29 protein-coding genes and 1 tRNA gene are annotated in these 24,595 nt (G+C 67.4%); 9 read left to right on the top strand and 21 right to left on the bottom strand.

Features of this window, described 5'->3' with window-relative positions; all coding sequences use genetic code 11:
- Positions 1-60: 60 nt before the first annotated feature.
- The 14 genes from ACSVC7_RS24065 to ACSVC7_RS24000 all read right to left on the bottom strand — a co-directional run bounded on the left by ACSVC7_RS24065 (position 61) and on the right by ACSVC7_RS24000 (position 11,245).
- On the bottom strand, positions 61-939 hold the full coding sequence (locus ACSVC7_RS24065) for a hypothetical protein (protein ID WP_448207284.1): 879 nt from the start codon (positions 937-939) through the stop codon (positions 61-63).
- Positions 923-1,231 (bottom strand): Bbp19 family protein, encoded by a 309-nt coding sequence (locus tag ACSVC7_RS24060; protein WP_448207283.1) that lies wholly within the window; start codon positions 1,229-1,231, stop codon positions 923-925. The genes ACSVC7_RS24065 and ACSVC7_RS24060 overlap by 17 nt, the downstream gene beginning before the upstream one ends.
- Complete coding sequence (locus tag ACSVC7_RS24055) at positions 1,228-2,832, bottom strand: portal protein (RefSeq protein WP_448207282.1); 1,605 nt, start codon at positions 2,830-2,832, stop codon at positions 1,228-1,230. Before ACSVC7_RS24055 ends, ACSVC7_RS24060 begins: the two co-directional genes overlap by 4 nt.
- On the bottom strand, positions 2,832-3,473 hold the full coding sequence (locus tag ACSVC7_RS24050) for a hypothetical protein (protein ID WP_448207281.1): 642 nt from the start codon (positions 3,471-3,473) through the stop codon (positions 2,832-2,834). The genes ACSVC7_RS24055 and ACSVC7_RS24050 overlap by 1 nt, the downstream gene beginning before the upstream one ends.
- 5 nt (positions 3,474-3,478) lie before the next feature.
- The gene (locus ACSVC7_RS24045) at positions 3,479-4,909 is read right to left on the bottom strand and encodes a hypothetical protein (protein ID WP_448207280.1); all 1,431 of its coding nucleotides are present in this window, start codon (positions 4,907-4,909) and stop codon (positions 3,479-3,481) included.
- Positions 4,906-5,577 (bottom strand): hypothetical protein, encoded by a 672-nt coding sequence (locus ACSVC7_RS24040; RefSeq protein ID WP_448207279.1) that lies wholly within the window; start codon positions 5,575-5,577, stop codon positions 4,906-4,908. Before ACSVC7_RS24040 ends, ACSVC7_RS24045 begins: the two co-directional genes overlap by 4 nt.
- A 393-nt stretch (positions 5,578-5,970) precedes the next feature.
- Entirely contained in the window at positions 5,971-7,857 is a 1,887-nt protein-coding gene (locus ACSVC7_RS24035) for a hypothetical protein (RefSeq protein ID WP_448207278.1), read from the bottom strand.
- Positions 7,858-7,865: 8 nt separating this feature from the next.
- Complete coding sequence (locus ACSVC7_RS24030) at positions 7,866-8,963, bottom strand: DUF7146 domain-containing protein (protein ID WP_448207277.1); 1,098 nt, start codon at positions 8,961-8,963, stop codon at positions 7,866-7,868.
- Positions 8,960-9,358 (bottom strand): hypothetical protein, encoded by a 399-nt coding sequence (locus tag ACSVC7_RS24025; RefSeq protein WP_448207276.1) that lies wholly within the window; start codon positions 9,356-9,358, stop codon positions 8,960-8,962. Before ACSVC7_RS24025 ends, ACSVC7_RS24030 begins: the two co-directional genes overlap by 4 nt.
- Entirely contained in the window at positions 9,355-9,768 is a 414-nt protein-coding gene (locus ACSVC7_RS24020; RefSeq protein ID WP_448207275.1) for a hypothetical protein, read from the bottom strand. The genes ACSVC7_RS24025 and ACSVC7_RS24020 overlap by 4 nt, the downstream gene beginning before the upstream one ends.
- Before the next feature lie 86 nt (positions 9,769-9,854).
- Entirely contained in the window at positions 9,855-10,184 is a 330-nt protein-coding gene (locus tag ACSVC7_RS24015) for a hypothetical protein (RefSeq protein ID WP_448207274.1), read from the bottom strand.
- Positions 10,181-10,522, bottom strand: coding sequence for a hypothetical protein (locus ACSVC7_RS24010; RefSeq protein WP_448207273.1), 342 nt, complete (start codon positions 10,520-10,522; stop codon positions 10,181-10,183). Before ACSVC7_RS24010 ends, ACSVC7_RS24015 begins: the two co-directional genes overlap by 4 nt.
- Before the next feature lie 157 nt (positions 10,523-10,679).
- Positions 10,680-10,925 carry a hypothetical protein gene (locus ACSVC7_RS24005; RefSeq protein WP_448207272.1) on the bottom strand — a complete coding sequence of 82 codons (246 nt, stop codon included), beginning with the start codon at positions 10,923-10,925 and terminating at the stop codon, positions 10,680-10,682.
- Entirely contained in the window at positions 10,922-11,245 is a 324-nt protein-coding gene (locus ACSVC7_RS24000) for a hypothetical protein (protein ID WP_448207271.1), read from the bottom strand. The genes ACSVC7_RS24005 and ACSVC7_RS24000 overlap by 4 nt, the downstream gene beginning before the upstream one ends.
- A gap of 92 nt (positions 11,246-11,337) precedes the next feature.
- Between ACSVC7_RS24000 and ACSVC7_RS23995 the strand changes: the two genes are divergently transcribed.
- The gene (locus tag ACSVC7_RS23995) at positions 11,338-11,754 is read left to right on the top strand and encodes a helix-turn-helix domain-containing protein (RefSeq protein WP_448207270.1); all 417 of its coding nucleotides are present in this window, start codon (positions 11,338-11,340) and stop codon (positions 11,752-11,754) included.
- Positions 11,755-11,946: 192 nt separating this feature from the next.
- Positions 11,947-12,300 (top strand): hypothetical protein, encoded by a 354-nt coding sequence (locus tag ACSVC7_RS23990; protein WP_448207269.1) that lies wholly within the window; start codon positions 11,947-11,949, stop codon positions 12,298-12,300.
- Positions 12,301-12,311: 11 nt separating this feature from the next.
- On the opposite strand, the gene ACSVC7_RS23985 is transcribed toward ACSVC7_RS23990, so the two are convergent.
- Entirely contained in the window at positions 12,312-12,599 is a 288-nt protein-coding gene (locus ACSVC7_RS23985; protein ID WP_448207268.1) for a hypothetical protein, read from the bottom strand.
- Between the two features lie 160 nt (positions 12,600-12,759).
- On the opposite strand from ACSVC7_RS23985, the gene ACSVC7_RS23980 reads away from it, so the two are divergent.
- The 7 genes from ACSVC7_RS23980 (at position 12,760) to ACSVC7_RS23950 (ending at position 18,397) form a co-directional block, all read left to right on the top strand.
- Positions 12,760-13,086 carry a LexA family protein gene (locus tag ACSVC7_RS23980; RefSeq protein ID WP_448207267.1) on the top strand — a complete coding sequence of 109 codons (327 nt, stop codon included), beginning with the start codon at positions 12,760-12,762 and terminating at the stop codon, positions 13,084-13,086.
- A 112-nt stretch (positions 13,087-13,198) separates the two neighbouring features.
- Complete coding sequence (locus ACSVC7_RS23975; protein ID WP_448207266.1) at positions 13,199-13,501, top strand: helix-turn-helix transcriptional regulator; 303 nt, start codon at positions 13,199-13,201, stop codon at positions 13,499-13,501.
- A 6-nt stretch (positions 13,502-13,507) separates the two neighbouring features.
- Positions 13,508-13,690 carry a phage regulatory CII family protein gene (locus tag ACSVC7_RS23970; RefSeq protein WP_448207265.1) on the top strand — a complete coding sequence of 61 codons (183 nt, stop codon included), beginning with the start codon at positions 13,508-13,510 and terminating at the stop codon, positions 13,688-13,690.
- A 2-nt stretch (positions 13,691-13,692) separates the two neighbouring features.
- On the top strand, positions 13,693-15,798 hold the full coding sequence (locus ACSVC7_RS23965; protein ID WP_448207264.1) for a ParB/RepB/Spo0J family partition protein: 2,106 nt from the start codon (positions 13,693-13,695) through the stop codon (positions 15,796-15,798).
- Positions 15,799-15,882: 84 nt separating this feature from the next.
- Positions 15,883-16,209 (top strand): hypothetical protein, encoded by a 327-nt coding sequence (locus ACSVC7_RS23960; RefSeq protein ID WP_483508749.1) that lies wholly within the window; start codon positions 15,883-15,885, stop codon positions 16,207-16,209.
- 565 nt (positions 16,210-16,774) lie between these two features.
- Positions 16,775-18,133, top strand: a complete 1,359-nt coding sequence (locus tag ACSVC7_RS23955; protein WP_448207262.1) for a helix-turn-helix domain-containing protein — start codon at positions 16,775-16,777, stop codon at positions 18,131-18,133.
- A gap of 3 nt (positions 18,134-18,136) precedes the next feature.
- Positions 18,137-18,397: a hypothetical protein gene (locus tag ACSVC7_RS23950; RefSeq protein WP_448207261.1), complete on the top strand. Its 261-nt coding sequence runs from the start codon at positions 18,137-18,139 to the stop codon at positions 18,395-18,397.
- An 84-nt stretch (positions 18,398-18,481) separates the two neighbouring features.
- Here the strand turns inward: ACSVC7_RS23950 and ACSVC7_RS23945 are convergent.
- The 6 genes from ACSVC7_RS23945 to ACSVC7_RS23920 form a co-directional block, all read right to left on the bottom strand.
- Positions 18,482-18,556 (bottom strand) — tRNA-Thr (locus ACSVC7_RS23945).
- An 85-nt stretch (positions 18,557-18,641) separates the two neighbouring features.
- Positions 18,642-20,558: a DNA helicase RecQ gene (recQ, locus tag ACSVC7_RS23940; RefSeq protein WP_448207320.1), complete on the bottom strand. Its 1,917-nt coding sequence runs from the start codon at positions 20,556-20,558 to the stop codon at positions 18,642-18,644.
- Positions 20,559-21,081: 523 nt separating this feature from the next.
- The gene (locus tag ACSVC7_RS23935; RefSeq protein WP_448207260.1) at positions 21,082-21,525 is read right to left on the bottom strand and encodes a (deoxy)nucleoside triphosphate pyrophosphohydrolase; all 444 of its coding nucleotides are present in this window, start codon (positions 21,523-21,525) and stop codon (positions 21,082-21,084) included.
- On the bottom strand, positions 21,525-22,040 hold the full coding sequence (locus ACSVC7_RS23930; protein WP_448207259.1) for a GNAT family N-acetyltransferase: 516 nt from the start codon (positions 22,038-22,040) through the stop codon (positions 21,525-21,527). The genes ACSVC7_RS23935 and ACSVC7_RS23930 overlap by 1 nt, the downstream gene beginning before the upstream one ends.
- Positions 22,041-22,062: 22 nt before the next feature.
- Positions 22,063-23,301: a bifunctional glutamate N-acetyltransferase/amino-acid acetyltransferase ArgJ gene (argJ, locus tag ACSVC7_RS23925; RefSeq protein WP_448207258.1), complete on the bottom strand. Its 1,239-nt coding sequence runs from the start codon at positions 23,299-23,301 to the stop codon at positions 22,063-22,065.
- Positions 23,302-23,434: 133 nt separating this feature from the next.
- A complete protein-coding gene (locus tag ACSVC7_RS23920) occupies positions 23,435-24,325 on the bottom strand; it encodes a peptidylprolyl isomerase (RefSeq protein WP_448207257.1) in 891 nt (296 codons plus the stop codon).
- Between the last annotated feature and the right edge of the window lie 270 nt (positions 24,326-24,595).

Below are 24,595 nucleotides of genomic sequence, written 5' to 3'. Positions count from 1 at the left end.
GGCCTTGTGCCGCACCGGGTTGCCCGCCGCCTACACGGACCCTCAGTCGCTGTTCCCGGTTTACCCCTTCTGGTTGGGGTAGGCAAGACCGTAGAGAGCATCCATACGACGCTTCGCGTCAGCGTGGCCGGAGTGGCTGCGATCCATCCACGACTTGAGAAAGTCTTGGTCGCCACGCAACCGGTCAATTTCGGCGCGCGCCGCCTCGGGCGTCTGCGGCATACCGGCCGACGCGCCGCCACCACTGCCCGCCAGCGTGTCCTCCGACATGGCCGAGCCGATCGAGTGGAACAGTCGGATCATCTGCGCCCCGCCCACCCGCTTTTCGAGCACGTCGAGGAGTTCGCCGGACCCGGCGCCGAACTTCTGCACCGCGCGGCGGGCGGTCTCGATGTTGCGGTCGTAGTTGGTCCCCCACTCCGTGCGCAGGGCCTGTTCGGCTTGCTCCTGCTGCTGGCGTATCACGTCCAGGCCAGCCTTGGCCTGCGTGATGTAGGATTGCCGCAGGCGCTGGGCCTGGGCGTCGGTCAAGCCGGCGTCGAACGCGAGGGTGCGGAACGCCTTTTCGTGGTTGTCGGACCAATGGTCGTCGGTCACGTCGGCGGGGCGCTGGAAGGCGCTGTAGGCGTCGGCGGAAGCCGGCTTGGCGCCCACCAGCTTCTCCAGCTCGCGATAGGCCGCGAGGGCCGCGCCGGGGCTCTTCCAGCCCTTCGCCTCGATCACCGGCTTGTGCTGGTCGTAGTCGCCGCCCAGCGCGCCGGCCCAATCGAATTCCGCCGGCGGGGCGGGGGGAGGGGCAGGCAGGGTGGGGGGGGCGGCGGGGTCCTGCGCCGGAGCGGCGGGCGCCGTGGGGGTGGTGCCGACGGCGTCGGGCGCGCCCAGATCGGACGCGGCGCCGCCGTCCGGGGCAAAGGTGGCGCGGTTACGGGAACTCAGCATCAGGTTCATCGGTCAGCTCCGTCAGGATCTGGGGGGTGAAGTCGTCGGGATTCAGGCCCAGGAGTTCCACGATGTGGTGGAACACCTCCTGCCTGCCGCAGTTGAAGGCGGTGGCGTGAGGATCGCCCGGCACATGGGCGGAGCGGGTCACGCAACAAAAGGCCGCGAGGTGGGCGAGCATGACGCGGCCGTTGGCGCCGTCGGGGTTGATCTGCTCGCGGAAGGCCTGTGCCACGGCGCGCGCCCGCCGGCGGCCGTGCAGGCGTTTCAGGAACGCGGCGATGGACTTCATGCGCCAGCTCCGGCGGCGGCCAGGTCTTTCGCCGCGCCGGCGGCCATGGTCGCCGCGGCGAGCTGCTGTTGCTGCGCGGTCTGCTGGGCGCGGGCGGTGCGTTCCTGCTCCACCATCTTCCGGTCACGGAGCAATTTCGGGGACGTGCCGTAGGCGTCCGCCAGCGTGCGCGCGATCTCATCCATGTCGAAGTTGTCGAGGATTTCCGGCTTGTGTGCGGCCAGCGGCAGCACCGCGTCCATCGTCCGCATCAGGGCCGCCCCTTCCGCGGCCTTCGCGGCCCGGGCAAGCGGAGACACGTATTCCACGCGGAGCTGCGGGTACTGCTGCAACACTTGGGGCGGTTGGGGCAGCTGGCCGGCGCGCGACAAGATGCCAAACAGCCGATCCAACAGCGGGTCCAGGAACTCCGACTGGATGCGCCCCAGGTGGGGCGCCATGAGGCGCAGCTTCTCCTCCTGGCTTTGCAGCACCTCCGTGGCCGTGCGTCCCGGTTGGGCCACCATCAGGAGGAGGCCGGAGTGGAAGGCGTCGCGGATCGATTCGCGGCGCTGCTGCTCCATTTCAAGCCCAAGCCCTACCTGCCCGCCCGTGGTCAGGGGGCGGATGACCGGATTGCCGGCCATGTCCGTGCCGCCGTAGGTGATGCCGCCCGGCGTGGTGCGGAGACCGCGCACCGCGTATTCGTCGGGCGCCAACAGGGGCGGGTCCACGGCCTTCTGCGCGCCGATCAGCGTCGTCTTGGCCATGGCGTTGACGGTCTTGACGTCGGGCAACGCGAGGATGGCCGCGCCGTCGCCGTAGGGGCCGGCTTCGTTGTGAGCCCAGCGCGGGACCATGTAGGGCATCTCGTCATAGCCGCCCACCGCGACCACGGCGCGGTCCTGGGTGGAGACGTAGACGGAGCGGAACGCTTTGGCGCGGGCGTCGACCTTGTTCGGGTCCGCGTCGGGGTTCGGCTCCACGACGTGCAGGTATTCGATGCGTCGGTCGGGTTCCCCCTTCTCCATCGCCTTCAGAGCCGTCGCCCCGGCCTTGTCGCCCCAGCGTTCCACGGCGGAGCGGGCGGGCCAGGTGAAGACGCGGTAGACCGTGTCCACCTCCTCCCGCGCGTTCTCCGTGATGTAGCATTCGGCGAGGTGGCGGTGCGAGAACCACGGGCGCCCGCCGTTGTCGTCGACGTAGAACACCGCCGTGCCGAAGGTGACCAGGTCGGCGTAGAAGGAGGGAATGCGGCTGTAGAAGCCCAATCCCTGCCCCAGCAAGGCCTGTCGCATCAGGCGCCCCACCTCGTCCATCCACAGCTTGACCTCCTGCACCTCGTTCAGGTCGTCGTACTGGTGGCGCAGGGAGAACCACTCGTTGCTCGGCGCGGTGATCAGGCCGTAGAGGCCGGCGGCAAGCCGGTCGGCCGCGAGCGGGGCCGTGCCGTCGAACAGGCGGGAGCCCGGCTTGTCCCCCGCCCGCCGCGGCGACGCGAACCCGGTTCGCAGGGGGCGGACGTACTCCGCCAGCTGCTGCCACACCGCCTCGTGCGGGGAGCGCTCGGAGCGCAGGGCCTCGCGGCGCTTCAGGAAGTCGTCGGCGTTGGGCGCGGCCATCAGGCGGCCCTCGCCGTGAGCATGCGACGGGCCACGCCGGCGATGCCGCCAGCACCACCCATGGGGAGGAGTTGGAGCGGGGCCAAGCCCGTCTCCGCCGCGGTCTCCCCACCCGTCAGGATCATCGACGCCCGGCCCCGGCGCGTGGCCCGGCGCTCCGCCTGGCCGGCCTGCTGCGAGGCGGCGGCGCCACCGTCGGCCATGGGGGCGGACAGGGTGTCGATCATCTGGCGCAGGGCCGCTACCTCCGGCGACGGGGCGGGCGCCTGGGGCGCGGCGTCGGCCGGGGGCGGGGCCGGGGGCTGTGCCGCGTAGCGCCGGCCCTCCGCCGCGCCGTAGCGGGCGTAGTGCTCGGCCGCCGTCAGGTCGCCGCGGGCCACGGCCTGGGCCACGTCAGCGTTGGCCGTGAGGTATTCCGTCGCGTTGAAGTCCGTCGGGGTATCCCAGCCGCCGGTGCGGCCTTCCTTGCGGCCATGCTGCAGGTAGTGCCACCAGCCGCTGGGCATGCCGCCAGACTGCACGACCTGGGCCACGTCGCCGTTGGTCGCGAGGTAGGCGCTCTCGTTCCACCCTTTGGGGGCGTCGTCGTACTGCAGGAGTTCGTTCGTGCCGTCGCCTTTCGGGCGGAGGATGTAGGGCATGGTGGTCACCAGTCGAAGGGGTCGTAGTTGGAGGGCGGGGCAGGGCGGGCGGCCTGGGCGGTCCGGTCGCGCCCGAGGAGGGCGGCGTAGCCGGCGCCGCCGCCCAGCGCGGCGTACTGCAGCGCGTCGTGGGGGTGGCTGAAGGCGTTCTTGGCCGGCTCCTCCGTGTAGGTCTCGCCGCCGGCGGAGCGGATGCGCTTGTAGGCGTAGCCGCTGTTGAAGCCCTTGCGCAGAACGGTGCAGCGCGGGGAGAGGAGGAGGCCGGGGGCGCCGTCAATCAGGCGCGTCAGGGGAACCCGCACCGCGTCGAGGCGGGCGCCAAGGGCGTTGGTGGGGGCGACGCGCCACGGGAACCGGGTGCGCGCCCGCATCACGTCCATCCAGGTGCGTTCATCGGTGGAGGCACGGGCGGCGGCGGCGGGGTCGCAGATGCCGACGGTTTCCATCCCGTCCCACCCGCGCAGCCGCAGCCGGCCCATCAGCGCCTCGCTGAAGCCGACGGCGCCGCCCTCGTACACCACTTCGTCCAGTGCGCGCAGCTGGCCCGTGGGCATGTGCTGGCAGATCGCGGCGGCCGGCGTCAGGCCGGCATCGCCGCCGATCACCAGCTGGACGCCGCGGACGGGCTCCAGCGGCTCCCGCGCGACGTGCAGCTGGTCAATCCACTCCGGATAGACCGGCTTGCCCTCGCGGCTGTAGCCCCACTCGTTGCGGATGAACCGGCGCACCCACCAGTCCGGCTTGCCGCGCGCCTCGGTCTCGTAGTAGCCGGGCGGCAGGTTGCCGACGTTCTCCGCCTGGGGCGACAGGCCGGACGGCTGTACGTACAGCCGGTAGCCGGGCAGGGGCGCCTCCACGAAGTCGCGGTAGAGGTGGCTTTCGGTATCCGGGGCGTTGAAGTCCAGCCAGATGCCACGCCACGGGCAGCCGCCCATGGTGTTGTCCGGGTAGCGCCCACACCGGCCGGGCAGGTGCACCAGCAGCTCGGGCGCCACGCGGTCCGCCTCGTTGACGTAGCCGCCGGTGATCTCGAAGCCACGGCAGAAGTCTTCCACGTCCTGGTCGCCGACGGCCGCGAAGATCACCTCACAGTCCACCGTGGTCCGATCCTGCAGGGCAAAGCGCAGGTGGTGCACGGACGGCGCGTGCGTGCCGCCATCGTTGAACTTGCCGAACTCGCGCGGCACCCTCTTGTGCCAGGACTTCAGCACCGTCTGGCCCAAGCGCCGGTAGGTGTCGCGGATGATGACGAAGCGGCTGTAGCGGGTGCCCCGGTGCTCGGGCATCTCCACCGCGTGGGCGATGACCTTCATCAGCGCGGTGGAGGTCTTGGCGGAGCCGATCGGCCCCATGATGCCGGCGACGTAGGAGCGGTCCGCCAGGAAGGCGGCGGAGACCGGCCCCGGCGGGGCGAAGGAGAGTTGCAGGCCGCTCACTTCGCGCCCCCCGAGACTGATCCTAAATCAGTGGGCTCGCTCGCCACTTCCCCAGAGTTACCAACGCTTCCAGCTGCGCTGTCAGAGTGCACGCCGTCAGAGTGCGTCAGAGCCGGAATGCTAAGCCCTTGATTTTCAACAATGTCTGTCGCGACGATTTCCAGCACGTCCGAGCCGCTGGAACCGGCCGGAACGGCGCCGGCCGGCGCGCCCATGTGGAGGTGGAGGATGGGCAGAGTGCCGTTCACGTCGAGGCTCAAGGCCTGCGGCAGGCGCTGGTGGAGGTACGGCGCCAGGTCGCGCGCGGCGGCCATCTGGAGCTTCGCCGCGTCCAGGCGGCTGCACTGAAGCCGCGCCGCCAGCTCCTCCACCGGCATGCTGTAGAAATCGGCCAGCACCAGCAGCGGCGAACGGTGCGTCGACAGCACCAGCCGCTGCCAGTCCTCCGTCCGGCGGTTCCTGGAACCGGCGGGGCGGCCCCGGCCCCGGCGCGGCGTCGAGAAGCCTTCGGCCATCCGCTCCAGCGCCGCATCCAACGGCGACGCGCCGGGCTCCTCGTCAGCGGACAGGAGGTCGAGTTGACGCGCCGCGCCGTCGTCGCTGGCCAGCGGCTCCACCGCCGCGTCCAACACCGTCGCCAGCCCCTGCTTCTCCCCCGGACCCGTCATGGTGCGAATAAACCCCCATTATTCAATTCGCCCGGCTGGTTAGGCGCTGGTTAGGCGCGCGGTTAGCCGGAAAAGCGTGTGATTACAGTCCTCTAACTCTCTTCCTAACCACCTAACCACCTAACCACACCACCACCACACACACGCGCACGCCCGCGCACACACATATATAGAGTGAGCGGTTAGGCAGTTAGGCGGTTAGGAACTGCGCTAAGCCGTTGATCCGCTTGCGCAATCGGCCTAACCGCCCGCCTAACCGCTTCCTAACCCCCGCCCCGGTGGCCGAAGCTCCGCCCGCGCGCCCGCGTCTTCCGTGTCCGCCACCGAACCGGGTCGGGGCAGGGGCAGGGCGAGGGAAGAGGAGGGCGAGGGCCAGGAGCATCGGGTGGGGGCTCAGTCGATGAGGGAGGAGGATGCGGAAGCGCCGGCCGGCGCCGTCGCGGGCCGGGGCGTGGTCGCGTTGCCGGGCGCGGAGCCCGCGCCGCCGCCGCCCGCCGGACCATTCTTATCGGTGGCTCCGCCACCGGGCAGACAGAGGGCGATGGGCAGGAGCGTGCCCTTGACCGTCACGCCGAACCACAGGGCTTTCTCCGGCACCTTGTGCTGCAACCGGCGCAATGCCTGCACCCATGTGCCGGTTGCGCCTGGTCGTCCCGCCCACTGCGTTCCGTCATAGATTCGGCTGAGGCCACGATGCTGGTTGGCCACGGCCAACCAGGTCTCGCCCTCGAAGTCGAGCACCTTCAGCCCGGCTTCCATCAGCAGCTTGCCCGCCACCTCCCGGTCGACCTCGCCGGCGATGTGGCCGCACGCGATGCTGACCCACCGCCCCAGCGTCATGCGCCTGCGGTCGTGGGGCGCTTCCCACGTCGTGGATAGCAGGTGATTCAGGCACGCGCTTTCGTCGCTGACGTCGCCCTCCAACTCCGCCAGCGTGCCGGCCGCAAGCTTCTGCGACCATGCCTCCAGGCTGGCTTGGTCGGGCAATTGGTCGAACAGCATCAGGTCGGCGACAGCGAGCAACGTTCCGAACACGTCCTGGCCACGGGCGCTGTGCCCGCCTCGCTGCATGGCGCGCCGGTACGTTTCCAACGTCTTGGTCCAGCGTGGCCACTGGTCCACCAGCCGCCGACGCAACCGCCGGCCCATCTCGCCCATGCCACGTTCGGTAATCACTGGCTCGTCGGCGCCTGGGGGCAGCGCGCCAAGCTCAAGGATGGCCATGCGGCTGCGATCCTGGGGCAGAAGCGGCGGCACCAAGATGGACGAGAACAGCAGGCAGCTCTGCAGGGTGAAGGACTTGGCGGCATGGTCGCTGCCGCCACGATGAGCGACGCCTCCGCTGGCCGCGATGCGGGCCAGCTTGATCAGCCCGGCCATGTTGGCGTTGCTGCCGTCGTCCCCCGGCTCCGCCTCGTCGATCGCCACGGGGAGCGAGGCATAGCCGATGGTCTGGCGAATGCCGGCCGGCGTCGGGTCGGCGCTCTGCAACAGGCCGGACCGTCCCATCAGCCACTTGATCAAATCCTGCAACGTGGACTTGCCCGTGCCACGGCCGCCGGTGATCCAGGCCACGGGGCGCCATTTGAGCGCGCCTCCGAGCATGCCCGCCCCAAGCCAGCCCAACGCCAAGTAGGCGTCGATCTCGCCGCGCTTCCAGTTCCAGGTCTCCAACAGGTCCAAAAGCGTCTGCGCCGGCCCCGCGTCGGCTGCGGCCTGCGCCTCGGGGTGGGGGCGTGGGATGCTGGGCGCCGCCGGGTACACCATCTCACCCACCAGCCCCGGCTCCTCGATCTGGGCCTTGCTCTTGCGGTCGGTCGGCATGATCAGCACGCCGTCGCCGCAATGCCAGATCAGCTCGCCGTCCGGACCGACCCACGCGCCGGCGCCGCGCACCCGGTCCTGGGGCGACCACACGCCCTTGTCCGCCGCCGACGCCATCAGCGTTTCGGCCGCCAGCTCGGGCCGCCACCCGGTGATGATCCATTCGCCGGTCTGCTTATCCTGGGCCTTGCGCGGCCAGTAGTCGTAGAGCAGGTCTGACTGGCGCCCGAACAGGGCCTGCACGTTCAGCCGGCTGTGCTTCTCCGCCTTCAGCTCGCGGAGCTGGCGCAATTCGTCCAGGTAGAAGACCATGTCGCCATGCACGCCCAGCGGCACCACCGGGCATCCGGGGGGAAGCCGTGGCGGTGCGTCCTCCTCCTCGGGCGGGGGCGGCGCCTCGTCCAGCGGTCCCCCCAGCTCCTCGGCGGTGTCGCGCAGGCGACGGATGCTTTCCATGCCGTCCATTACGCGCTCGCTCGTTCATTCATGGCTTGCAGCCATTCGTTCACGTCCTTGAAACCTTCGGGCGGACGGGGCACGCGCAGCCGCAGCCCCCGGGCCAGCAGCCGGTCCACCGTCTTGCGAAACTGCTTGTCGGCCGGGCTGTCCGGCTCGTCGTTCTGGGCCCAGAGCGTCAGGCCGGCGACGCACGGGGGCAGGGAGAGGGCGCAGATGTTGTCGACCGACACGCCGGCGGCCACGCGCAGCTCCTGCATGGCGAGCGCGACGGAAATGCCGTCCTCGATCCCCTCGGTGATGTCGATCCACACGCCCGGCTTGGCCTGGGCCAGCTTCGGCGCCTTGCGGATTTCGCCCGTGTTCGGGTCCGACCTCGTGCCGTTCCACAGGCGGATCATGCCGCCCCGGTAGCCGCCCAGCGCCTTCTTCGGCTCTTCCAGAGGCGCCTTGGTCACCCGGCCGTCCGCCCGCACCTCCAGCCAGGTGCGGTGCAAGCCCAGAAACTTGCCGTCCGCCCCCACGATCGGCGCGACCATCGCCGGCCAGGCCCGGCCCGATTCCTTGTTGTGCAGAGACGGGTGGTACCGCAACGACCTCATCGGAAACAGGAACCGCCGCACGTCGAGGCCGCGGCCGCGCAGGTACGCCTCCACCGGCGTGTCGAGGATGCTCTCCCGCGCCTCCAGATAGCGGCGGTGGGCCGTGCCCCGGTACTGCGACCCGTCGTCGTCGGGCTCGTCCTTCGCCTGCTCCACCGCCACCCGTGTCTGCCGGATTGCTTCTGGATCGCGGCCGTCCAGGCCAAGCCACGCGCGCGTCCAGCGCAGCGCCTCGCTGTTGTCGCCCCGGAACATCAGGGCGGCGGTGAAGGACAGCGGCGTCCAGGTCTCGCCGCTGGCGAAGTCCTTCACCATGCCTTTGTAGCTGCCCTGCAAGCAGATGCGGAACGATCCGGCGCGCCGATCGGCGCGAAGCGGCGACGGACACACGAAGTCGCGGCCGTCCATGTGGCCTTTCAGCGCCCACGGCCCCTGGATCAGGTCCACGATGCGCGCCCGCATCATGTCCACGATCTGGTCCACGGTGTGAAGGCGGTTCGTCATGCCGCAACCCCGCGAACCCGGTTCGCGCGCGCGGCGTAGGCCAGACGCACCGCGTCGGCGCTGTCCCGCTCCATCTCCGCCAGCGTCCGCGCGATGGCCGCGACCGGAAGCACCGGCTTGTCGAGGTGGGCGGACAGAGAGGCCGGGAGGTCTCGGGCGGGCACGCCCTCCGCCAGCATCTCCGTCAGAATGCGGCAACTCTTGTCCATGACGCGCGTGTCGTCGCCCGCGTGACAGGCTTTGATCACTCCGTCGGCGTCGAAGGCCGCGTGGATCAGCAGCGATTCCCCCGACCACTCCACCGTGGCGGTGACGATCAGCCGCCCCGCCTGAAAAGGTGGCGAAACCGGGGCCGAAGCTCCGGCTTCGCCAGTCAGGGAGGAAACGGTCATCATGCCGGGCGCCTCCGGTACGTGTCCGACATGAGCGGCACATACCCGGTGGGCGTGGCGAAACGGGGGGCGGCGTCCGGAACCTTCACCTCTTTCACGCGTGGCGTCCCGCTCTGTCCGCCACGCGCCCGCGCCGGCGCTTCAGGTTCCGTTGGGTCACTCGGCCCCGCCGCGGGGCCGTTAAGGTGGGGCGGGGCTAAGCTGTTACGCTCCCGCTTCCGGCGCGCCCGCGGCGCCGGGGGGGGAGGGGATTTCGCCGGCTTGGGTTCCGGGGCGCGCGGCGGTTCCGCCAGCACGGCCTTCACCTCGGCCTGCGTCATGTTCATGATGGCCGCGATCATCTTGACCGACGTGCCCAGGCGATGGTGCTGGAACCGGATCAGCTCGGCGCGCTCTTCCGCGATCGCCGCCACGCCACCAGCTCCGCCAGCCGCTCGCCCGCCCAGGCGCAGACGGTCGCCAGCGTCAGCAACACCCGATCCACCACCGCGCGTCTCCGTCATTGCAGGTCGGCCCTTTCCATCCAGCCGGGCGCGTCCGCCAGGGCGGCCAAGTCCTCGGCCGCGATCGCGCGGGCCACGCGGGCGCGGCGCTCCGGCGTCGTGGCCCGGCAATAGGCCTGCATCGCGCTGTGAAGGCGCCGCTGGGCGACCTCGTTCGTCCGGTCGTCCAGCCACGCCTGCGCCGCGTCGCGCAGGTCGGCGACGTGCGGGGGCAGCATCAGCCCGTCCAGCGAGGCCACCGCCCGCGCGAGGCGCAGCACGTCGCCGTCCTCCGCGCGGAAGGTGGCCATCAGCAATTCGGTGGAGGGGCTGAGCTGTGCCATCATGCCCCCTTCAGATCCGCGATCTGCCGACGCAGCCCGTCCAGCCGGCTCTCCAGGTCGCGCAAACCGTCGTCAATGCGGGCGTGGCGCTCCAGCTCCGTGCCGGGCAACAGCACCTCCAGCACGATGGCCGGCCCATGGATCAGCGCCGCCCGGCACAGATGCTTGCAGCTGGGCGCCGTGCCAGCTCGCCAGCTCTGCGCCGTCCGGACGTCGACGCCGAAGGCCTGGGCTACCCGCTTGTCCTTGTGGGCGCCGGGATACCGGACGTCCAGGGCCGCCGCCCAACGCTCGCCCACGCCATCCGGCGCGGACTGCAAACCGCTTCGTATCTCGCTCATCGCTTTGCGTGCCTCCATCCGCCAACCTGGAATGCGGAAGGAGGGAGGAGCGAAGGTTGGATCTCTGTCGAAGAAGGAACTCTGGGCAGCCGTCGGCATGGGGGTGCCGACGGTCGCCGTCCGATAGAACAGGTTCATCTGGCCGGGGATGGGACGCTTAGGCATGGGCCAGCTCCCGCTGGATCACGACCAGCACCCATTGCGGCTTGCGCTTCAGGTCTTCCGCCGCCGCGTCCAAGACCAGCGCCGTCACCCAATCATGCACATCCGACCACGTCGGCCGTTGCCGCTTCGACGGCGGGTGCCCGCTCTGCTCGCGCAATTCCGCCCACATCTGCCCGACGGTCTTGCCGGACATTTCCATGGCGGTCAGCGCGATCAGTTGGGCACGCGCGCGATTCATGCGGCTAAGCCCTCCATCGGAAAGGTGGGGGCGGACAGGGTGGATGGAGACAGCGCGCGGTGCCGGGCGGCATGTCCTTCGGTGTCGTCCGCTTTTTGTCCCAAAAGGCCGCGTGATCGCAGGTAGGCGCAACGTGTGGCGTGCAAATCGTTCGGGGTAACGGCACCGTCGGTCACCCGCAAAATTTCTTCCACCACTTCAGTGGAAGCGAGCGCCGACCCGCGCTTAATGCGCGACACGACGGGCTCAGATGCACCGATTGCTACCGCAAAGTCGGTCTGCTTCGTTCCAGTCAGCGTAAGCCATTCGGATAGCGTCATGCCAAATTTTCTGTATCTGACGCAGATTTTCGTCAAGAGAAATTTTGCCACGGCTCATCGTGGCGCTTAGAGCAACGTGTCACTCATTGCGCATGACGCCGAATCGTATCCGCCACTTTCGAAAACTTGCAGGGCTAACGCTGGAAGAGCTTGCCGCGCGCATTGGCATGTCCAACGGCAATCTCAGCCGCTTGGAAAGAGGGCAAATTGCCTGGACGCAGCCCACTCTTGAAAGCTTGGCTCGCGAACTTGGCTGCCGAGTTATTGATTTGATTGATGAAGGTAGTGGCAGCGGCACCCTAGACGCGGAACTGCTCGGAACGGTCCTAGAGGCTGTGCTCGACCGGCTAGGGCCGGTGGTGATGGAAATGCCGAAGCGCGCAGTGGCCGATCTTGTGGTGCATGTGTACCAGGAGGCGCAAGAAGTCGCACCGGATCAACGAATTGAGCGTGCTAGCACCGAAGCAGACGCGATCACCAGATGGGAACTGCGACGCAAGCGATTATAACACTAACGAATACGCAAGTATGGAGTGTAAAAAGTGCTGGCGCCTTGGCATTTTATTGCGTATGTGTGTTCGTGATCGTTCGTTGAGCTGGATGGCACGACGGGGATCCGGGCGTTGGCGCGCCCTTCACCGCGGTCCGGAAACCGCCCTACCGCACCGTACGCATGTGTTCGGCCGTCGTTGCCAGCACGCATGCCAATCACTTTCTGTGCCATGGTTGATCGGATCAGAGTATTCCAATCTGTTAACAATCTTATTCCGAATGTGTCCAGTAATCTTAGGAAGAGAATGTTTGCGGCCGGACTAATGTTTGGGGCAACCATCTCCCTTGCCGTCGACGATTACGCGCGTCAATATCTCGGATCAGCGCCTATCGAGGAATATGCGGCTGTTGTCGCTCTCGCAAAGGATGTGGCTGACAAAAGAAAAGCCAACGCCTCTGATGTCATATCTGAGATAGAGCAAGAGATCGGTTGTCCGATTAATGAGGCTTCCAGCGCCAAAGTGCGAAGCGCTTTGAAAATAGCAGTTCGCAAACTGCAATAAGGTCCCAATAGTTAATTATTGTTAACCGCTCTTCTCAGAGACCTTGCCGTGAGCAGAATTATCGAGCTTGCGACGAGTTGGTACAATATGGAACGTGGATGCACGACTGCTTGTTCGTGTGCGGCAATAATGATTGTCATCGCTTCAAGTGCGATGAAGCATGCTGCGCCTGCAACTGCCATTGTTTGGAAGCGAGCTACCTTCCAGCCAATGAACGCATTCATTGTCAAAATGAGCGGGTCGAAGGCTGATGCCAGAACGCCGACCGCAAACGTTGCTACCGTCAGTCCGGCCGACATTGCATTTCCCCATCACGTGATCTCGCAAAGATTGTTCCTGTATGTTCGCCGGGACGTCCATGCTCGGTGGCGCAGGTGAATTTTCTCTCCAGGAAATTTCCGTTGACGAAATTCTGTGTGTGATACAGATTTCGGGGCGCCTAACGAACGAGGTACCCCCATGCCCTCGAAAAATTCCAGCGAACCCGGTTCGCTCCCGATCCCCCTGACGCGCCCGCAACTCGACGTGCTGCGCGTCGTCTGTGAATTCATCGACGAACACGGCTACGCCCCGACCACCCGCGAATTGGCGGAGGAGATGGAGTGGGCCGGCCCCAGCACCGCCCACGCCATGCTGTCCACGCTGGCCGAAAAGGGCTGGATCACCATGGCGCCGGGCCGCCGGCGCGGCGTGACGGTGCTGCACCGCCCGCTGATGCCCGATTTCGGTCCGATCGAGTTCGTGCTGTCCGACCGGACCTTCCCGGTCTACCGGCCGTGCAGCTGAACCGGCTGGCGTTCGGCCGCGCGCTCGTCGCCGGCCGGCCGCCCCGGCGTCGCCGGCCGCACGCGCCGCTGGCCGCCGGCCTCGCCCTTCTCCTGTCCGCCCTGGTGCTGTCATGGCTCGTCTGATCAAGACCAGCGACGTCGCCGCCAAGCTGAGCGTCACCGTCACCCGCTTCTACTCGCTCCGCCCGAAGCTGGAAGCCTCCGGCTTTCCCGCGCCGCGCGCCCCGTTCAGCAATCGCTGGGTGGAGGAGGAGGTGGACCGCTGGATTTCCGCCGGCGGCACCTCCGCCCCGGCGGGGCAGGGGGCAGACAGGGCGGATGATGACGCTTCCGCCGCGCCGCTCCCCGACGATGACGACCTGACCGGCTGGGGCGCCAAGCTGCGCGCCCGCGCGCAGCAAGTGAACCTGTGAGGACCAATGGAGAACAAGAATCATTCCCGCCTTTTTACTGTCGAGCTTTTCTACGGATGCGCGCCCGCTCCAGAGAAGAATTCTGAAAAGGAAAGCGAAACGATCACCGCCATGTCCGACGCGATCATGGCCGCGACCGAAACGCACGGGGTTGTGATGATCGAAGTCAAATCGAAGGGGAGGAGGTAGCAATGGTCGTGTCCACCCTCGGCCGCAACCTCGAACGGCACCGCACATCCTGCGGCCTCACGCGGCCCGAGCTCGCCAAGAAAGCCGACGTGCCGGCGGCGCTCATCACCCGCGTTGAGAACGGCGTCCAGCAACTGGTCGACCGCGAAGTGTTGCAACGGCTGGCCACCGCTTTGGAGTGCTACTCCATCTCCGACCTGACCGGCGAAGCGGAGCCCGCCACGCCCGTTCCGATCACGGCGCCGGCGTCCGAACAGAACCTGTTCCGCCTGCCCGAAATTCGCCGCTCCGTGCTCAACCCGCGCAAGACCTTCGATCCGGAAGCGTTGGAGGAGCTGGCCGCGTCGATCGCCGCCAACGGCTTGCTGCAGAACCTGGTGCTGCGCGCCGTCGAGGAGGACGGCATCACCTGGTACGAAGTCGTTGCCGGCGAACGCCGCTACCGCGCCCTCCACATCCTGGCGGAACGTGGGCAGTGGGACATCACCAAGGCCAACGTGCCCGGCAAGCTCATCGAGGCGGACGACGCCAAGCACTTGGCCCTCGCGCTGCTGGAAAACCTGCAGCGCAAGGACGTCAACGCGATGGAGGAGGCCGAAGCCTTCGCCAGCTTGATCGCGTTGGACCCGTCGAAATGGTCGACCAAGGCCATCGCCGATCAGCTCGGCTGCACCCAACGGCACATCCAGCAACGCCTCGCCCTGGTGGAAAAGCTTGGCGAACCCGCGCAAGCCGCGCTCCGCGACGGCAAGATCACCTTCAGCCAAGCCCGCGTGTTGACCATGGTGCCGTCGGCCGAACAGGCCAAGCTGGTGAAGGATCCGGACAAGCTCCCTCCGGCGCCACGGCTCCGCGATCAAGTGACCTGGAAGCTGGTGCCGGTCGACCGCGCGATTTTCGATCCGGCCACCTATCCCGGCGACATCGTCGAGAACCCGGAGACCGGAGAGCGGTTCTTCGGCAACAAAGACACCTTCCTGAAGCATCAGGCCTTCACCGCCCTCGCCAAGGTGGAGGCGCTGAAGGCGACGTGGGCGTGGGCGCGCATCTATGAAGGTTACAGCTTCCACCCGCGCCACCTCGGCCTGGACACGGACTGCGACGATCGCCAGCGGGCCGGCTGTGTCGTCCACTACAACCCGTATGACGGCGCCGTGGTGGTGTATGAGCGGCTGGCCGAACGGGTCGCCGACGCGGTCGCGGAGGAAGCCGCCGCCAAACAGCGCGAGACGGAGCGCGTCGTAGCGCAACGCCACGAACAGGATGTGGCCACCTTCAAGGCCCAGCTCCAGACGGCCATCCTTGCCGACCCCGGCGCGGCCCTGTTGCTAGCGCTCGCCGACGGACTGAAGCGCGACGACTATGGGGACAGCATCCTGACGCACTCCTACCGTCGCGGCCTGCCATCCGACCTGTATGCGCCCGCCGCGCCGCTCCATGCCCTGGCCGATCTGGTGGAGCCCGATAACTTCCATGACATTACCCGGCCTGTGAAGAGCAACGATCAGATCACCACCGCTTGGGCGAAGATGCGCCGCCTGCCCGGCGTCAACATCCGCCAAGCCATGGAACGCAGCATCGTTGAGCGGCTGGCCATCTGGTACCGCCCGCACAGCCCAGGCATGCACCCGGTTCTGGTGGAGATGGCCCGCGGCTACGGCCTCGCCATCCCGGAGTGCCTGCAGCCCGCAGGACAACGCGACCTGGTGGACGCGGTGAACGCCGCACCGGCGCCGGCCGTGGCGGAGGAGGGCGGACAGGAGGAGGTGCAATCGGCTCCTTCCCCGTCGTGCACGTTGCGTGGTCTGGACGGCGTGCTGTTTCCGGAAGTCATTGAGGAGTTGGCCGCGGCATTGCCCAACCATCCCCACTTCGGTCGGCTGATGCTCATCTTGGAACCGGCAGACGCTTCCGGTCGGAGCCTCAGCTTCATGAAAGCCGAGGCAATCGGGAAGGTCGTGTATGAAGCTTACAATTACGACGATGGTTTCAAGAAGGTGACAGTGGCGGAAGCCGTGCCTGCCGAGTTGCACAGCTTCGTCAGTGATTTTCTCGATGATCCCACACTCTTTGAACCTCAAGACGACGCCGAACTAGCGGCGGAGTGATGGTGAAGAGCGAGCGCAGTCCAGGCTTTCGCAACGCAGAAATGGGACGCCAGTCCCTAATTCCGAAGAGAGGACAATATGAGCGTGTTAGAGGAGATTGCCGTCGAGCGGCGCCGGCAGGATGCCAAGTGGGGTGGCCCTGACCACGACGACCATCACGGCTCGGGCGAGCTGGCCCTAGCCGCCGCCCTCTACGCGATCCCGTACAAGGTGCCTGGGCTGAAGCAAGACGATTACCTCGGCTTGCAGATGCTTCTGGAGTTGGGGCTGGAGTTCGGGCCTCTGTCTCCGGAACCCGACGATCGGACCCGCTACATCAAGGCTGCCGCGCTGCTGGTCGCCGAGGTCGAACGCCTCGACCGTGCGGCCGTGGAAATTCCGTTCGAGCCCGGTGAAGCCGATCCGGAGTGAGGCGAACATGGCACTCCAGTGGAAGAAACTCGGCAAGGGATGGGAGGCGGATCACCACGGCGGTTTCGTCGTGGTCGACCGCTGTTCACGCACGCGTTCGTGGTCTGTCTCCTTTCAAATCTGTGGGCGCGTGTTCAAAGATTTCGATACCGCAGCGGACGCACGCGAACATGCGGAGGATTCCTGCGCACTGAGTGCCCGGCAGAAATCCAAATGCTGCTCCTGCAACATGAAGAGCCGCCGTTCTGACCATGGTCCACCCCGCCGTCCGTGCGATCTACGCTGGTCTCTGCATGGCAACCGACCTGGCCCGGGCGGTCGATGATCTGAACGAATGCCTGAAAGCCAACCGGCCGGTGATTGACCGGCTGCAACAGGTCGCCCCGGACCTCTGGGCGGAGTTGCGCGATCGGACGGTGGCCAAGCGGGCCGCCCTGTCCGCTCCACCTCCGCCAGCTCCGGCGCCCACTCCTCCACCTCCGGCTCCTCCACCGCGCCCACAGGCGCCATTGACGCAGCTCCGGTTGCGCTTCTGAATATCAGCGCACGCACGCAGGACACGGCCATGAAGATCAAGGTGCCCTATCTCATCTCGAAGCCGGGAGCGAACGGCACCACGCGCTATTTCTGGCAGCCGTCGTCCGAGCTGCGCAAGCTGGGCTGGCGCCCGGCGCGCTTGGTGCATTCCGACGGGCGCCCGGCCGCTACGCTGGATGAAGCGGTGGAGCTGGCCAAGGCGCGGAACGCGGAGTTGGATGCTTGGCGCAACGGCGGTGCGGTGGCCGCCAGATCCTCGGCGCCGCCACCACCGAAGGAGGTGAGGCCCGATACCGTTGCAGACGTCATCCGGCTTTACAAGGAAGACGCGCGCTTTCTGCTGCTGGCCGAGAAGACGCGATACGAATACGCGCTCAATCTGAAGATCATTGAAGCTTGGTCCGGCGACGCGCCGATCCGTGCGATCACGCCTGTCGAAGTGCAGACCTACTATAAAAGCCTGATGTCCACCGGCAAGCACGCCAAGGCCAACGCCGTGCTGCGGGTACTCCGCCTTCTGCTGAGCTTCGCCCGCGGCGCGGGCAAGGTCACCTACAACGCGGCTGAAAAGCCGGGCATGATCTCCACCAAGCCGCGGCTCCGCATCTGGTCCGATGAGGAGATTGATCTGTTCGTCGCCAAGGCGGACGCGCGCGGCTGGTACAACGTCGCCGACGCGGTCGTGTACGGCTGCTACATCGGACAGCGCCAGGGCGATCTCCTGTCCGTGACGGCCCTTGCGATCCAGCCCGATCAAGCCGGTTGGCGCATTCATGTGCGACAGTCCAAGCGCGGCGCCCGCGTGGCGATCCCGCTCCACCCGCGCGCCGCGACGCGTTGGGAGGCCGCGCGGAAGAGACGGGCGGACAGGGGAGTGCGGGTGGCCACGGTGCTGTGGAACGACAACTCAGGGGCCGCGTGGTCAGCGGATTATTTCCGGGCCGTGTTTGCCGAGCTGCGCGACGAAATCGCCCGAGAGAACCACCGCATCATCCTGGTGCGGGAGAGCAAGGGTGTCTCCTGCGCCGATCTCGCCCATCGCCTGGGCAGCAAGGTGCCGCTGAAGGCCATTGAGGCCGGCGACGTCGTCCCGACGATGGAGCACTTGGAGCGAATCGCGAAGGCTCTGGACTGCGAACTCGGTTCGCTTCTCCATTCGATCCACGACGTGTGGTTCATGGACACCCGCGACACGGCGGTGACCCGCTACGCCGAAGCCGGCTGCACCGTTCCCGAGATCTGCAGCCTGACCGGCCATGATGAGGCGAGCTGCTACCAGATCCTCAAGCACTACCTCGCGCTCAACGGGGAGATGGCCAGCTCGGCCGTGGCCAAGCTGGTGGCCCATGAGGAAGTTAAAAGGAAGCGGGCCGCGGCGGAGGAGTAGAGCATGGCGGCCAACACCCTCTGCGATGACTGGGCGTGCCCGGCCGGCGTGTCGTGCGCCCACCATCTTGGCCGGTCGGAAGCCTACGCCAAGATGGAGATTCCCGAACCGGAGGTGATCCGGCGCGAGCGGGAGGCCGATGCCGAGAGCTGTGCGGACTACCGCTGCGATCGGCCGAAGATGTGGCTTCTGCCGAACGCCCACGTCCATCGTTTGGGAACGAATGCGGCTCGTGCGGGGAACAAGCCACTAACCAAACTCTGACGTCAGAGTTGCGGAAACTCTGACAGTGCCGTTCTGCCGGATATGGAAAGGCCCTGAAACCGGTTAGGTTTCAGGGCCTTAGAGTGGTGCCGCAACAGGGATTTGAACCCCGGACCTACTGATTACGAATCAGTTGCTCTACCCCTGAGCTACTGCGGCACTGACGTCGTTTCCGTCGTCGTGGGCGCGGAACATAACCGCATGGTTCGGGCGATGCAAGAGGACTTTTTTCGGATGTGTACGATTATCCGTTCTGGCGGATGACGTCGAGGAAAGCGTCCGCGTAGCGCTCCAGCTTGCGGGCGCCGACGCCGGGCAGGCGGGCGAAGGCGGAGCGGTTGGTCGGGCGCGAGGCGACCATCTCCAGCAGCGTGCTGTCGTGGAAGATGACGTAGGGCGGAACCCCCTGCGCGCGGGCCAGTTCGGTGCGGCAGTCCTTCAGCGCGTGCCACAGCGCGTCGTCGGCCGGGGACAGCGCCCCGCGCGCGCCGGAACGGGACACGCCTTCGCCGGACAGGCCGCTCCCCGCCGAACCGCCGTTGCGCGCGGTGTGGCGGTGCAGCGCGTCGTGCACGCCCCGGCGCTTCTCCACGACGGGGTCCTTGCGCAGCTTCACGGTCGTCTGGCCCTTGATGACCGGGACGCCCGCATCGGTCAGGCGGAAGCCGCCGTAGCCTTCCAGATCCACCGTCAGGTAACCGGCGGCGACGAGCTGGCGGTAGACCGACTGCCATTCCGCCTTGGACAGTTCCTTGCCGCAGCCGAAGGTCTTCAGCGCGTCGTGGGCCTGCTGCGCCACCTTTTCCGTGGCGTTGCCCAGCAGCACGTCGATCAGGTGCCCGGCGCCATAGCGCTGGCCGGTGCGGTAGACCGCCGACAGGGCCTTCTGCGCGGCGATGGTGCCGTCCCAGGTCTCCACCGGCTCCAGGCAGGTGTCGCAGTTGCCGCAGGGCTCGGCCAGCGTCTCGCTGAAATAGTTCAGCAGCACCTGGCGGCGGCAGGTCGAGGTCTCGCAGAAGCCCAGCAGCGATTCCAGCTTGGAGCGCTCCACCCGGCGGTGGGTCTCGCCGGCCTCCGACTGCTCCAGCATCTGGCGCAAGGATACCACGTCGGCCATGCCGTAGCTCATCCAGGCGTTGGCGGGCAGGCCGTCGCGGCCGGCGCGGCCGGTTTCCTGGTAGTAGGCTTCCAGGCTCTTGGGCGGGTCGAGGTGGCAGACGAAGCGGACGTTCGGCTTGTCGATGCCCATGCCGAAGGCGACGGTCGCCACCATGACGATGCCTTCGCCCTTGATGAACAGGTCCTGGTTCGCCTCGCGCACCTCCGGCGGCAGGCCGGCGTGGTAGGGCAGGGCCTCGCGACCCTGCTGGTTCAGCCAGTTGGCGACCTCCTCCACCTTCGCCCGCGACATGCAGTAGATGATGCCGGCGTCCTCGGGGTGGTTTTCCCGCAGGAAGGCCAGCATCTGCTGCCGTTCGCTCTTCTTCGGGACGACGCGGTAGGTGATGTTCGGGCGGTCGAAGCTGGACAGGAAGACGCGGGCCTCGGTCAGGCCCAGCTTCTCCTTGATCTCCGCACGGGTCTGCGCGTCGGCCGTGGCCGTCAGCGCGATGCGCGGCACGGTCGGGTGGCGCTCGTGCAGGATGGAGAGTTGAAGGTACTCGGGCCGGAAGTCGTGGCCCCATTGGCTGACGCAATGCGCCTCATCCAGCGCGAACAGCGCGAGTTTGGTGCGGTCCAGCAGGTCGAGGAAGCGCGGGGTGACGAGCCGTTCAGGCGCCACGTAGACGAGGTCGATCTCGCCCCGGACCATGGCGCGCTCCACCTCCCGCGCCTCCGCCGCGTCGAGGGAGGAGTTCAGGAAGGCCGCGCGCACGCCCAGTTCCCGCAGGGCCGTCACTTGGTCGCGCATCAGGGCAATCAGCGGGGAGACGACGACGGTGACGCCGTCGCGCACCAGCGCCGGCACCTGATAGCACAGCGACTTGCCCCCGCCCGTGGGCATAAGCACCAGCGCGTCGCCGCCACGGATGACGTGGGCGATGATGTCCGCCTGCTGCCCGCGGAAGGCGGAATAGCCGAACACCGACCGCAGCACCTCAAGCGCCTGGTCCTGCGGCTGGTCCGACGGGCGGGCCGAGAAGGAAAAGAGCGTGTCCACGCCGATGCGAGTCAAGAAGGGGCGATTCTAGATCTGGTGTCCGGGGCGCGACCCCGAACTCAAGGCCTATGATGTGGCACAGATCGCCCGATTCGGGAAGACGCAATCCGGCATGGGCGGGGGGACAAGCGTGGCCCATCGCGCGACACGGGAAAAACTGTGGCGCTTATGCATCCGATACGGCCGGAAAATGATCGCCTCCATCATTTTCCGGCCGTCAAACCCGACAGATCAATGCGTTAGCATTGATTGAAAGGGGCATGCCGACGGCGCCTTCAGGCGTCGACGGCATGATCGTGTGTAAAGTGAAAACGGCGGGTGGAATTGGCCACCCGCCGTTTCGAAGGAGAAAGCGGCATGTCGAAAATGCCCTTTTTCCTGGTGCTCCAGTGGCGGAGATGGCGGATCGAGATCCGCATCTCTGTGCGCTAAGCACTAGGAGCGTGCCGGTGGGTGGTAGCACACCCACCGGCCACTCCCGATAAGGTAGCGCAAATCCCCGCCCGTGCAAATCCCCTTCCGGTTACAGCAGGTCGCGCAGCATCGCCACCAGCGGCACGTCGGCGGGCGGCATGGGGTAGTCGCCCATGCGGTTCGGGTAGACCCAGGCGAGCGTCTGGCCCTCCAACGCCGTCACCGTGCCTTCCCAGACGCGGCAGACGTACAGCGGCATCAGCAGGTGAAACTTTTCGTAGCTGTGCGAGGCGAAGGTGAAGGGGGCGAGGCAGCTGGCCGCCGTGTCGATGCCCAGTTCCTCCTTCAGTTCGCGGACCAGGGCGGCTTCCGGGGTCTCGTCGGCGTGGACCTTGCCGCCGGGGAACTCCCACAGGCCGGCCAGCGACTTGCCGGGCGGGCGCTGGGCCAGCAGAACACGCCCATCGGCGTCCACCAGCGCCACCGCGACCACCAGCAGGGTCGGCAGGGAACCCGGTGCGGGCGTGGAGGTGGGGTCGAAGCAGGCCGACATCAGGCGCTCTCCTCGGTGATGCTCCGCCAGCGGTCGGCGGTCAGTTCATAATGGTGGGGCTGGTCGAAAGCCACGAAGCCCGCCTTCTCCAGAACGCGGCGGGAGCGGTCGTTGCCCGGCACGATCCTGGCCCACAGGCGGGGAAGTCCAAGGGAAAAGGCAACGGGCAGAAGCGCCCGCACCATCTCCGTCCCATAGCCGATGCCCTGGTAGGGCAGGCCGAGCCAATAGCCCAACTCCCCGTCCTTTAGGCTCACGCCGACGCCGCCGACCGGCTGCCCATCGTCGGTGCGAACCACCAGCAGGTCCAGCGAGGCGCGCTCCGCCCGGTTGCGTGCGGTGGTGGCGACCCAGGACCGGCCGTCCTCCAGGCTGTAGGGGTGCGGCACGCGGGCGAGCCAGCGCGCCACCTCCCAGTCCCCGATCAGCGGGGCGAAACGCTCCACATCCTCCTCGCGGAAGCTGCGGAGCGTCAGCCGCGCTGCGCGGATCAGGTCGGGCAGGGGCGCGCCCATCGTGGCCTTAGCTGCGACCCCATCAACTGCGATAGGACCCGTTGATGTCGATGTAGCCGTGGGTCAGGTCGCAGGTCCACACCTTCGCCTTGCCGCTGCCCAGGCCCAGGTCGATGTGCACGTCGATCTCCTTGCCCTTCATGTGGGCGGCGACCGGCGCCTCGTCGTAGCCCGGAACCTCCATGCCCTCGGCGCAGATCAGCGTGCCGCCGATGGTGATCTTGATGAGGTCGCGGTCGGCGCGCTCGCCGGCCCGGCCGATGGCGGCAACGATGCGGCCCCAGTTGGCGTCCTCGCCGGCCACGGCGGTTTTCACCAGCGGGGAGTTGGCGACGGTCAGCGCGATGCGCTTGGCGGCGGCATCGCTGTCGGCGCCGACCAGCGTGATGGAGACGAACTTGGTCGCCCCCTCGCCGTCGCGCACGACCTGGAGGGCGAGGTCGAGCATGACCTCCTCCAGCGCCTTGCGGAACTCGGCCAGTTCCGGCGCGTCGGCGTTGCTGACCGGGGCGTTGCCGGCCTTGCCGGTGGCGAACAGCAGCAGCGTGTCGCTGGTGGAGGTGTCGCCGTCCACGGTGATGGCGTTGAAGGTGCGCTCCGTGAACTCCGACATCATGGCTTGCAGCGCCGGGGCGGCGATGGCCGCGTCGGTGAAGATGAAGCCCAGCATCGTCGCCATGTCCGGCGCGATCATGCCGGAGCCCTTGGCGAAGCCGCTGATGGTCACCGTCGTCCCGCCGATCGTCGCGGTGCGGGTCGAGCCCTTCGGGAAGGTGTCGGTGGTCATGATGGCGCGCGCACCGGCCTCCAGCGCCGCGGAATCGTCCTTCAGCGCGCCGGTCATGCCCGGCAGCACCTTGGCGATGGCGTCGGGGGGCAGCGGGATGCCGATCACGCCGGTGGAGGCGACATAGACCTCGTCCGGGGCGCAGCCGGCGATCTCGGCGGCGGCCTTGACGGTCGCCTGCACGGTCGCGTCACCGGCCTTGCCGGTGAAGGCGTTGGCGTTGCCGGCGTTGACCACCACCGCGCGGGCCGAGCCCTTGGGAAGGCTGTCGCGGCACCAGATGACCGGGGCGGAGCAGGTCAGCGAGCGCGTCAGCACGCCGGCGACCGTGGTGCCCGGATCGAGCACGGCCAGCATCAGGTCGTCGCGGCCCTTGTATCGGATGCCGCTGTTCGTCGTGGCGATGCGCACACCCGCCACGGGCGGGAGCGTCGGGAAGCCTGCGGGTGCCAGGGGAGAAACGGTCGTGGCCATGGCTGCTGCGAGTCCGTGGGGGTGTGGGGAGTGCTGGGGTTGGTGGCGTGTTGCCCCCACCCTAACCCTCCCCCGCTCTCGCAGGGGAGGGGACCCACGACGTGGGGAGGGTGGGGGCAAGTATGCCCGCGCCTTACTTCTTCGGCGTCTCGGCCTTCGGCTCTTCCTTCGGCATCGGCGAGCCGTCGAGCTGGTAGGTCTCGACCTTCGCGTTCTTGCGCAGGTCTTCCACCACCGTCGTGACGATGTCCTTGCTGAGCTGCTGTTCAAGCTGCGGCTTCACTTCCTCAAGCGTCGGCTGCGGCTGGGTGCGCTTGTCCTCGACCTTGATGACGTGCCAGCCGAACTGGGTCTTCACCGGCTCCTTGCTGATCTCGCCCTTCTGCATGGCGAAGGCGGCGTTGGCGAAGGGCTCCACCATCGTGTCCTTGGTGAAGTAGCCGAGGTCGCCGCCCTGCTGGGCCGCGACGGGGTCCTTCGACTTCTCCTTGGCGATCTTGGCGAAGTCGCCGCCCTTCTTCAGCTCGGCGATGATGGCCTTGGCCTCGTCTTCCTTCTCCACCAGGATGTGGGAGGCCTTCACCTCCTCCTGCGGCGGGTTCTGCTTCAGGAAGTCCTTGTAAGCCTCGTCCAGCTTGGCCGGGGTGATGCGGGCCTGCACTTCCTTCTGGATGTAGGCGCGCTGGACCGCGCGCTCCTCGGCGCGCTTGATCTCGTCCTTCACCTCGGGCGTGCCGGCGAGGTTGGCCTTGTAGCCGGCCGCCGAGACCAGCTTGGAGTTCACGAGCTGCTCGATCACCGCCGGGTAGATCATCTCCAGCGGCATCTGCTGGACCTGCGGCGGAAGCTGGCCGACCATGCGCTGGACGTCGGAGCGGTGGATCTCGTCGCCGTTGACGCGGGCCACGACCGGGTCGCCGGCCGCCGGGGTCGACGCGGGGGCCGGGCTCTGGGCGTGAGCGGCCAGGGCCATCCCGCAGGCGGCCATGGACAGAAGGGCGGCGCGGAACACTCGATTCACCATGGTGGTCTCTTCCTTCCGGCGGGTGTGTCTTGTTTCGGTTGTTGTGGCTGGCTTCCAGCCGGTGCTGTTGGCTGTTGCTGGCGGGGCCGTCCTTCGCCTCGCGCCCGAATCCGCGGGGGATTAAGCATGGGTTCGGCGCGCGGGGCAAGCGGTCCTGACGCTCCGCACAGGGCCATTCAAAGAAAGCCGTTCTTGACGGTTGCAATGGTGGCACAGCGATCTTCGGCGCAGGCCATGCGGACGGCGGGGAGTGGGGCGCCGAAGAGATTG

The organism is Azospirillum mesophilum (assembly GCF_053470405.2).
This window is presented reverse-complemented; position numbering and strand designations above follow the sequence as displayed.

Excerpts from the sequence above, each read along its gene's own strand:
- ACSVC7_RS24065 (WP_448207284.1), bottom strand. The coding sequence starts at position 939 with ATGCTGAGTTCCCGTAACCGCGCCACCTTTGCCCCGGACGGCGGCGCC.
- ACSVC7_RS24060 (WP_448207283.1), bottom strand. The coding sequence starts at position 1,231 with ATGAAGTCCATCGCCGCGTTCCTGAAACGCCTGCACGGCCGCCGGCGG.
- ACSVC7_RS24055 (WP_448207282.1), bottom strand. The coding sequence starts at position 2,832 with ATGGCCGCGCCCAACGCCGACGACTTCCTGAAGCGCCGCGAGGCCCTG.
- ACSVC7_RS24050 (WP_448207281.1), bottom strand. The coding sequence starts at position 3,473 with ATGCCCTACATCCTCCGCCCGAAAGGCGACGGCACGAACGAACTCCTG.
- ACSVC7_RS24040 (WP_448207279.1), bottom strand. The coding sequence starts at position 5,577 with ATGACGGGTCCGGGGGAGAAGCAGGGGCTGGCGACGGTGTTGGACGCG.
- ACSVC7_RS24035 (WP_448207278.1), bottom strand. The coding sequence starts at position 7,857 with ATGGAAAGCATCCGTCGCCTGCGCGACACCGCCGAGGAGCTGGGGGGA.
- ACSVC7_RS24030 (WP_448207277.1), bottom strand. The coding sequence starts at position 8,963 with ATGACGAACCGCCTTCACACCGTGGACCAGATCGTGGACATGATGCGG.
- ACSVC7_RS24025 (WP_448207276.1), bottom strand. The coding sequence starts at position 9,358 with ATGATGACCGTTTCCTCCCTGACTGGCGAAGCCGGAGCTTCGGCCCCG.
- ACSVC7_RS24015 (WP_448207274.1), bottom strand. The coding sequence starts at position 10,184 with ATGATGGCACAGCTCAGCCCCTCCACCGAATTGCTGATGGCCACCTTC.
- ACSVC7_RS24010 (WP_448207273.1), bottom strand. The coding sequence starts at position 10,522 with ATGAGCGAGATACGAAGCGGTTTGCAGTCCGCGCCGGATGGCGTGGGC.
- ACSVC7_RS24005 (WP_448207272.1), bottom strand. The coding sequence starts at position 10,925 with ATGAATCGCGCGCGTGCCCAACTGATCGCGCTGACCGCCATGGAAATG.
- ACSVC7_RS24000 (WP_448207271.1), bottom strand. The coding sequence starts at position 11,245 with ATGACGCTATCCGAATGGCTTACGCTGACTGGAACGAAGCAGACCGAC.
- ACSVC7_RS23995 (WP_448207270.1), top strand. The coding sequence starts at position 11,338 with ATGACGCCGAATCGTATCCGCCACTTTCGAAAACTTGCAGGGCTAACG.
- ACSVC7_RS23990 (WP_448207269.1), top strand. The coding sequence starts at position 11,947 with ATGCCAATCACTTTCTGTGCCATGGTTGATCGGATCAGAGTATTCCAA.
- ACSVC7_RS23985 (WP_448207268.1), bottom strand. The coding sequence starts at position 12,599 with ATGTCGGCCGGACTGACGGTAGCAACGTTTGCGGTCGGCGTTCTGGCA.
- ACSVC7_RS23980 (WP_448207267.1), top strand. The coding sequence starts at position 12,760 with ATGCCCTCGAAAAATTCCAGCGAACCCGGTTCGCTCCCGATCCCCCTG.
- ACSVC7_RS23975 (WP_448207266.1), top strand. The coding sequence starts at position 13,199 with ATGGCTCGTCTGATCAAGACCAGCGACGTCGCCGCCAAGCTGAGCGTC.
- ACSVC7_RS23970 (WP_448207265.1), top strand. The coding sequence starts at position 13,508 with ATGGAGAACAAGAATCATTCCCGCCTTTTTACTGTCGAGCTTTTCTAC.
- ACSVC7_RS23965 (WP_448207264.1), top strand. The coding sequence starts at position 13,693 with ATGGTCGTGTCCACCCTCGGCCGCAACCTCGAACGGCACCGCACATCC.
- ACSVC7_RS23955 (WP_448207262.1), top strand. The coding sequence starts at position 16,775 with ATGAAGATCAAGGTGCCCTATCTCATCTCGAAGCCGGGAGCGAACGGC.
- ACSVC7_RS23950 (WP_448207261.1), top strand. The coding sequence starts at position 18,137 with ATGGCGGCCAACACCCTCTGCGATGACTGGGCGTGCCCGGCCGGCGTG.
- ACSVC7_RS23935 (WP_448207260.1), bottom strand. The coding sequence starts at position 21,525 with ATGTCGGCCTGCTTCGACCCCACCTCCACGCCCGCACCGGGTTCCCTG.
- ACSVC7_RS23930 (WP_448207259.1), bottom strand. The coding sequence starts at position 22,040 with ATGGGCGCGCCCCTGCCCGACCTGATCCGCGCAGCGCGGCTGACGCTC.
- argJ (WP_448207258.1), bottom strand. The coding sequence starts at position 23,301 with ATGGCCACGACCGTTTCTCCCCTGGCACCCGCAGGCTTCCCGACGCTC.
- ACSVC7_RS23920 (WP_448207257.1), bottom strand. The coding sequence starts at position 24,325 with ATGGTGAATCGAGTGTTCCGCGCCGCCCTTCTGTCCATGGCCGCCTGC.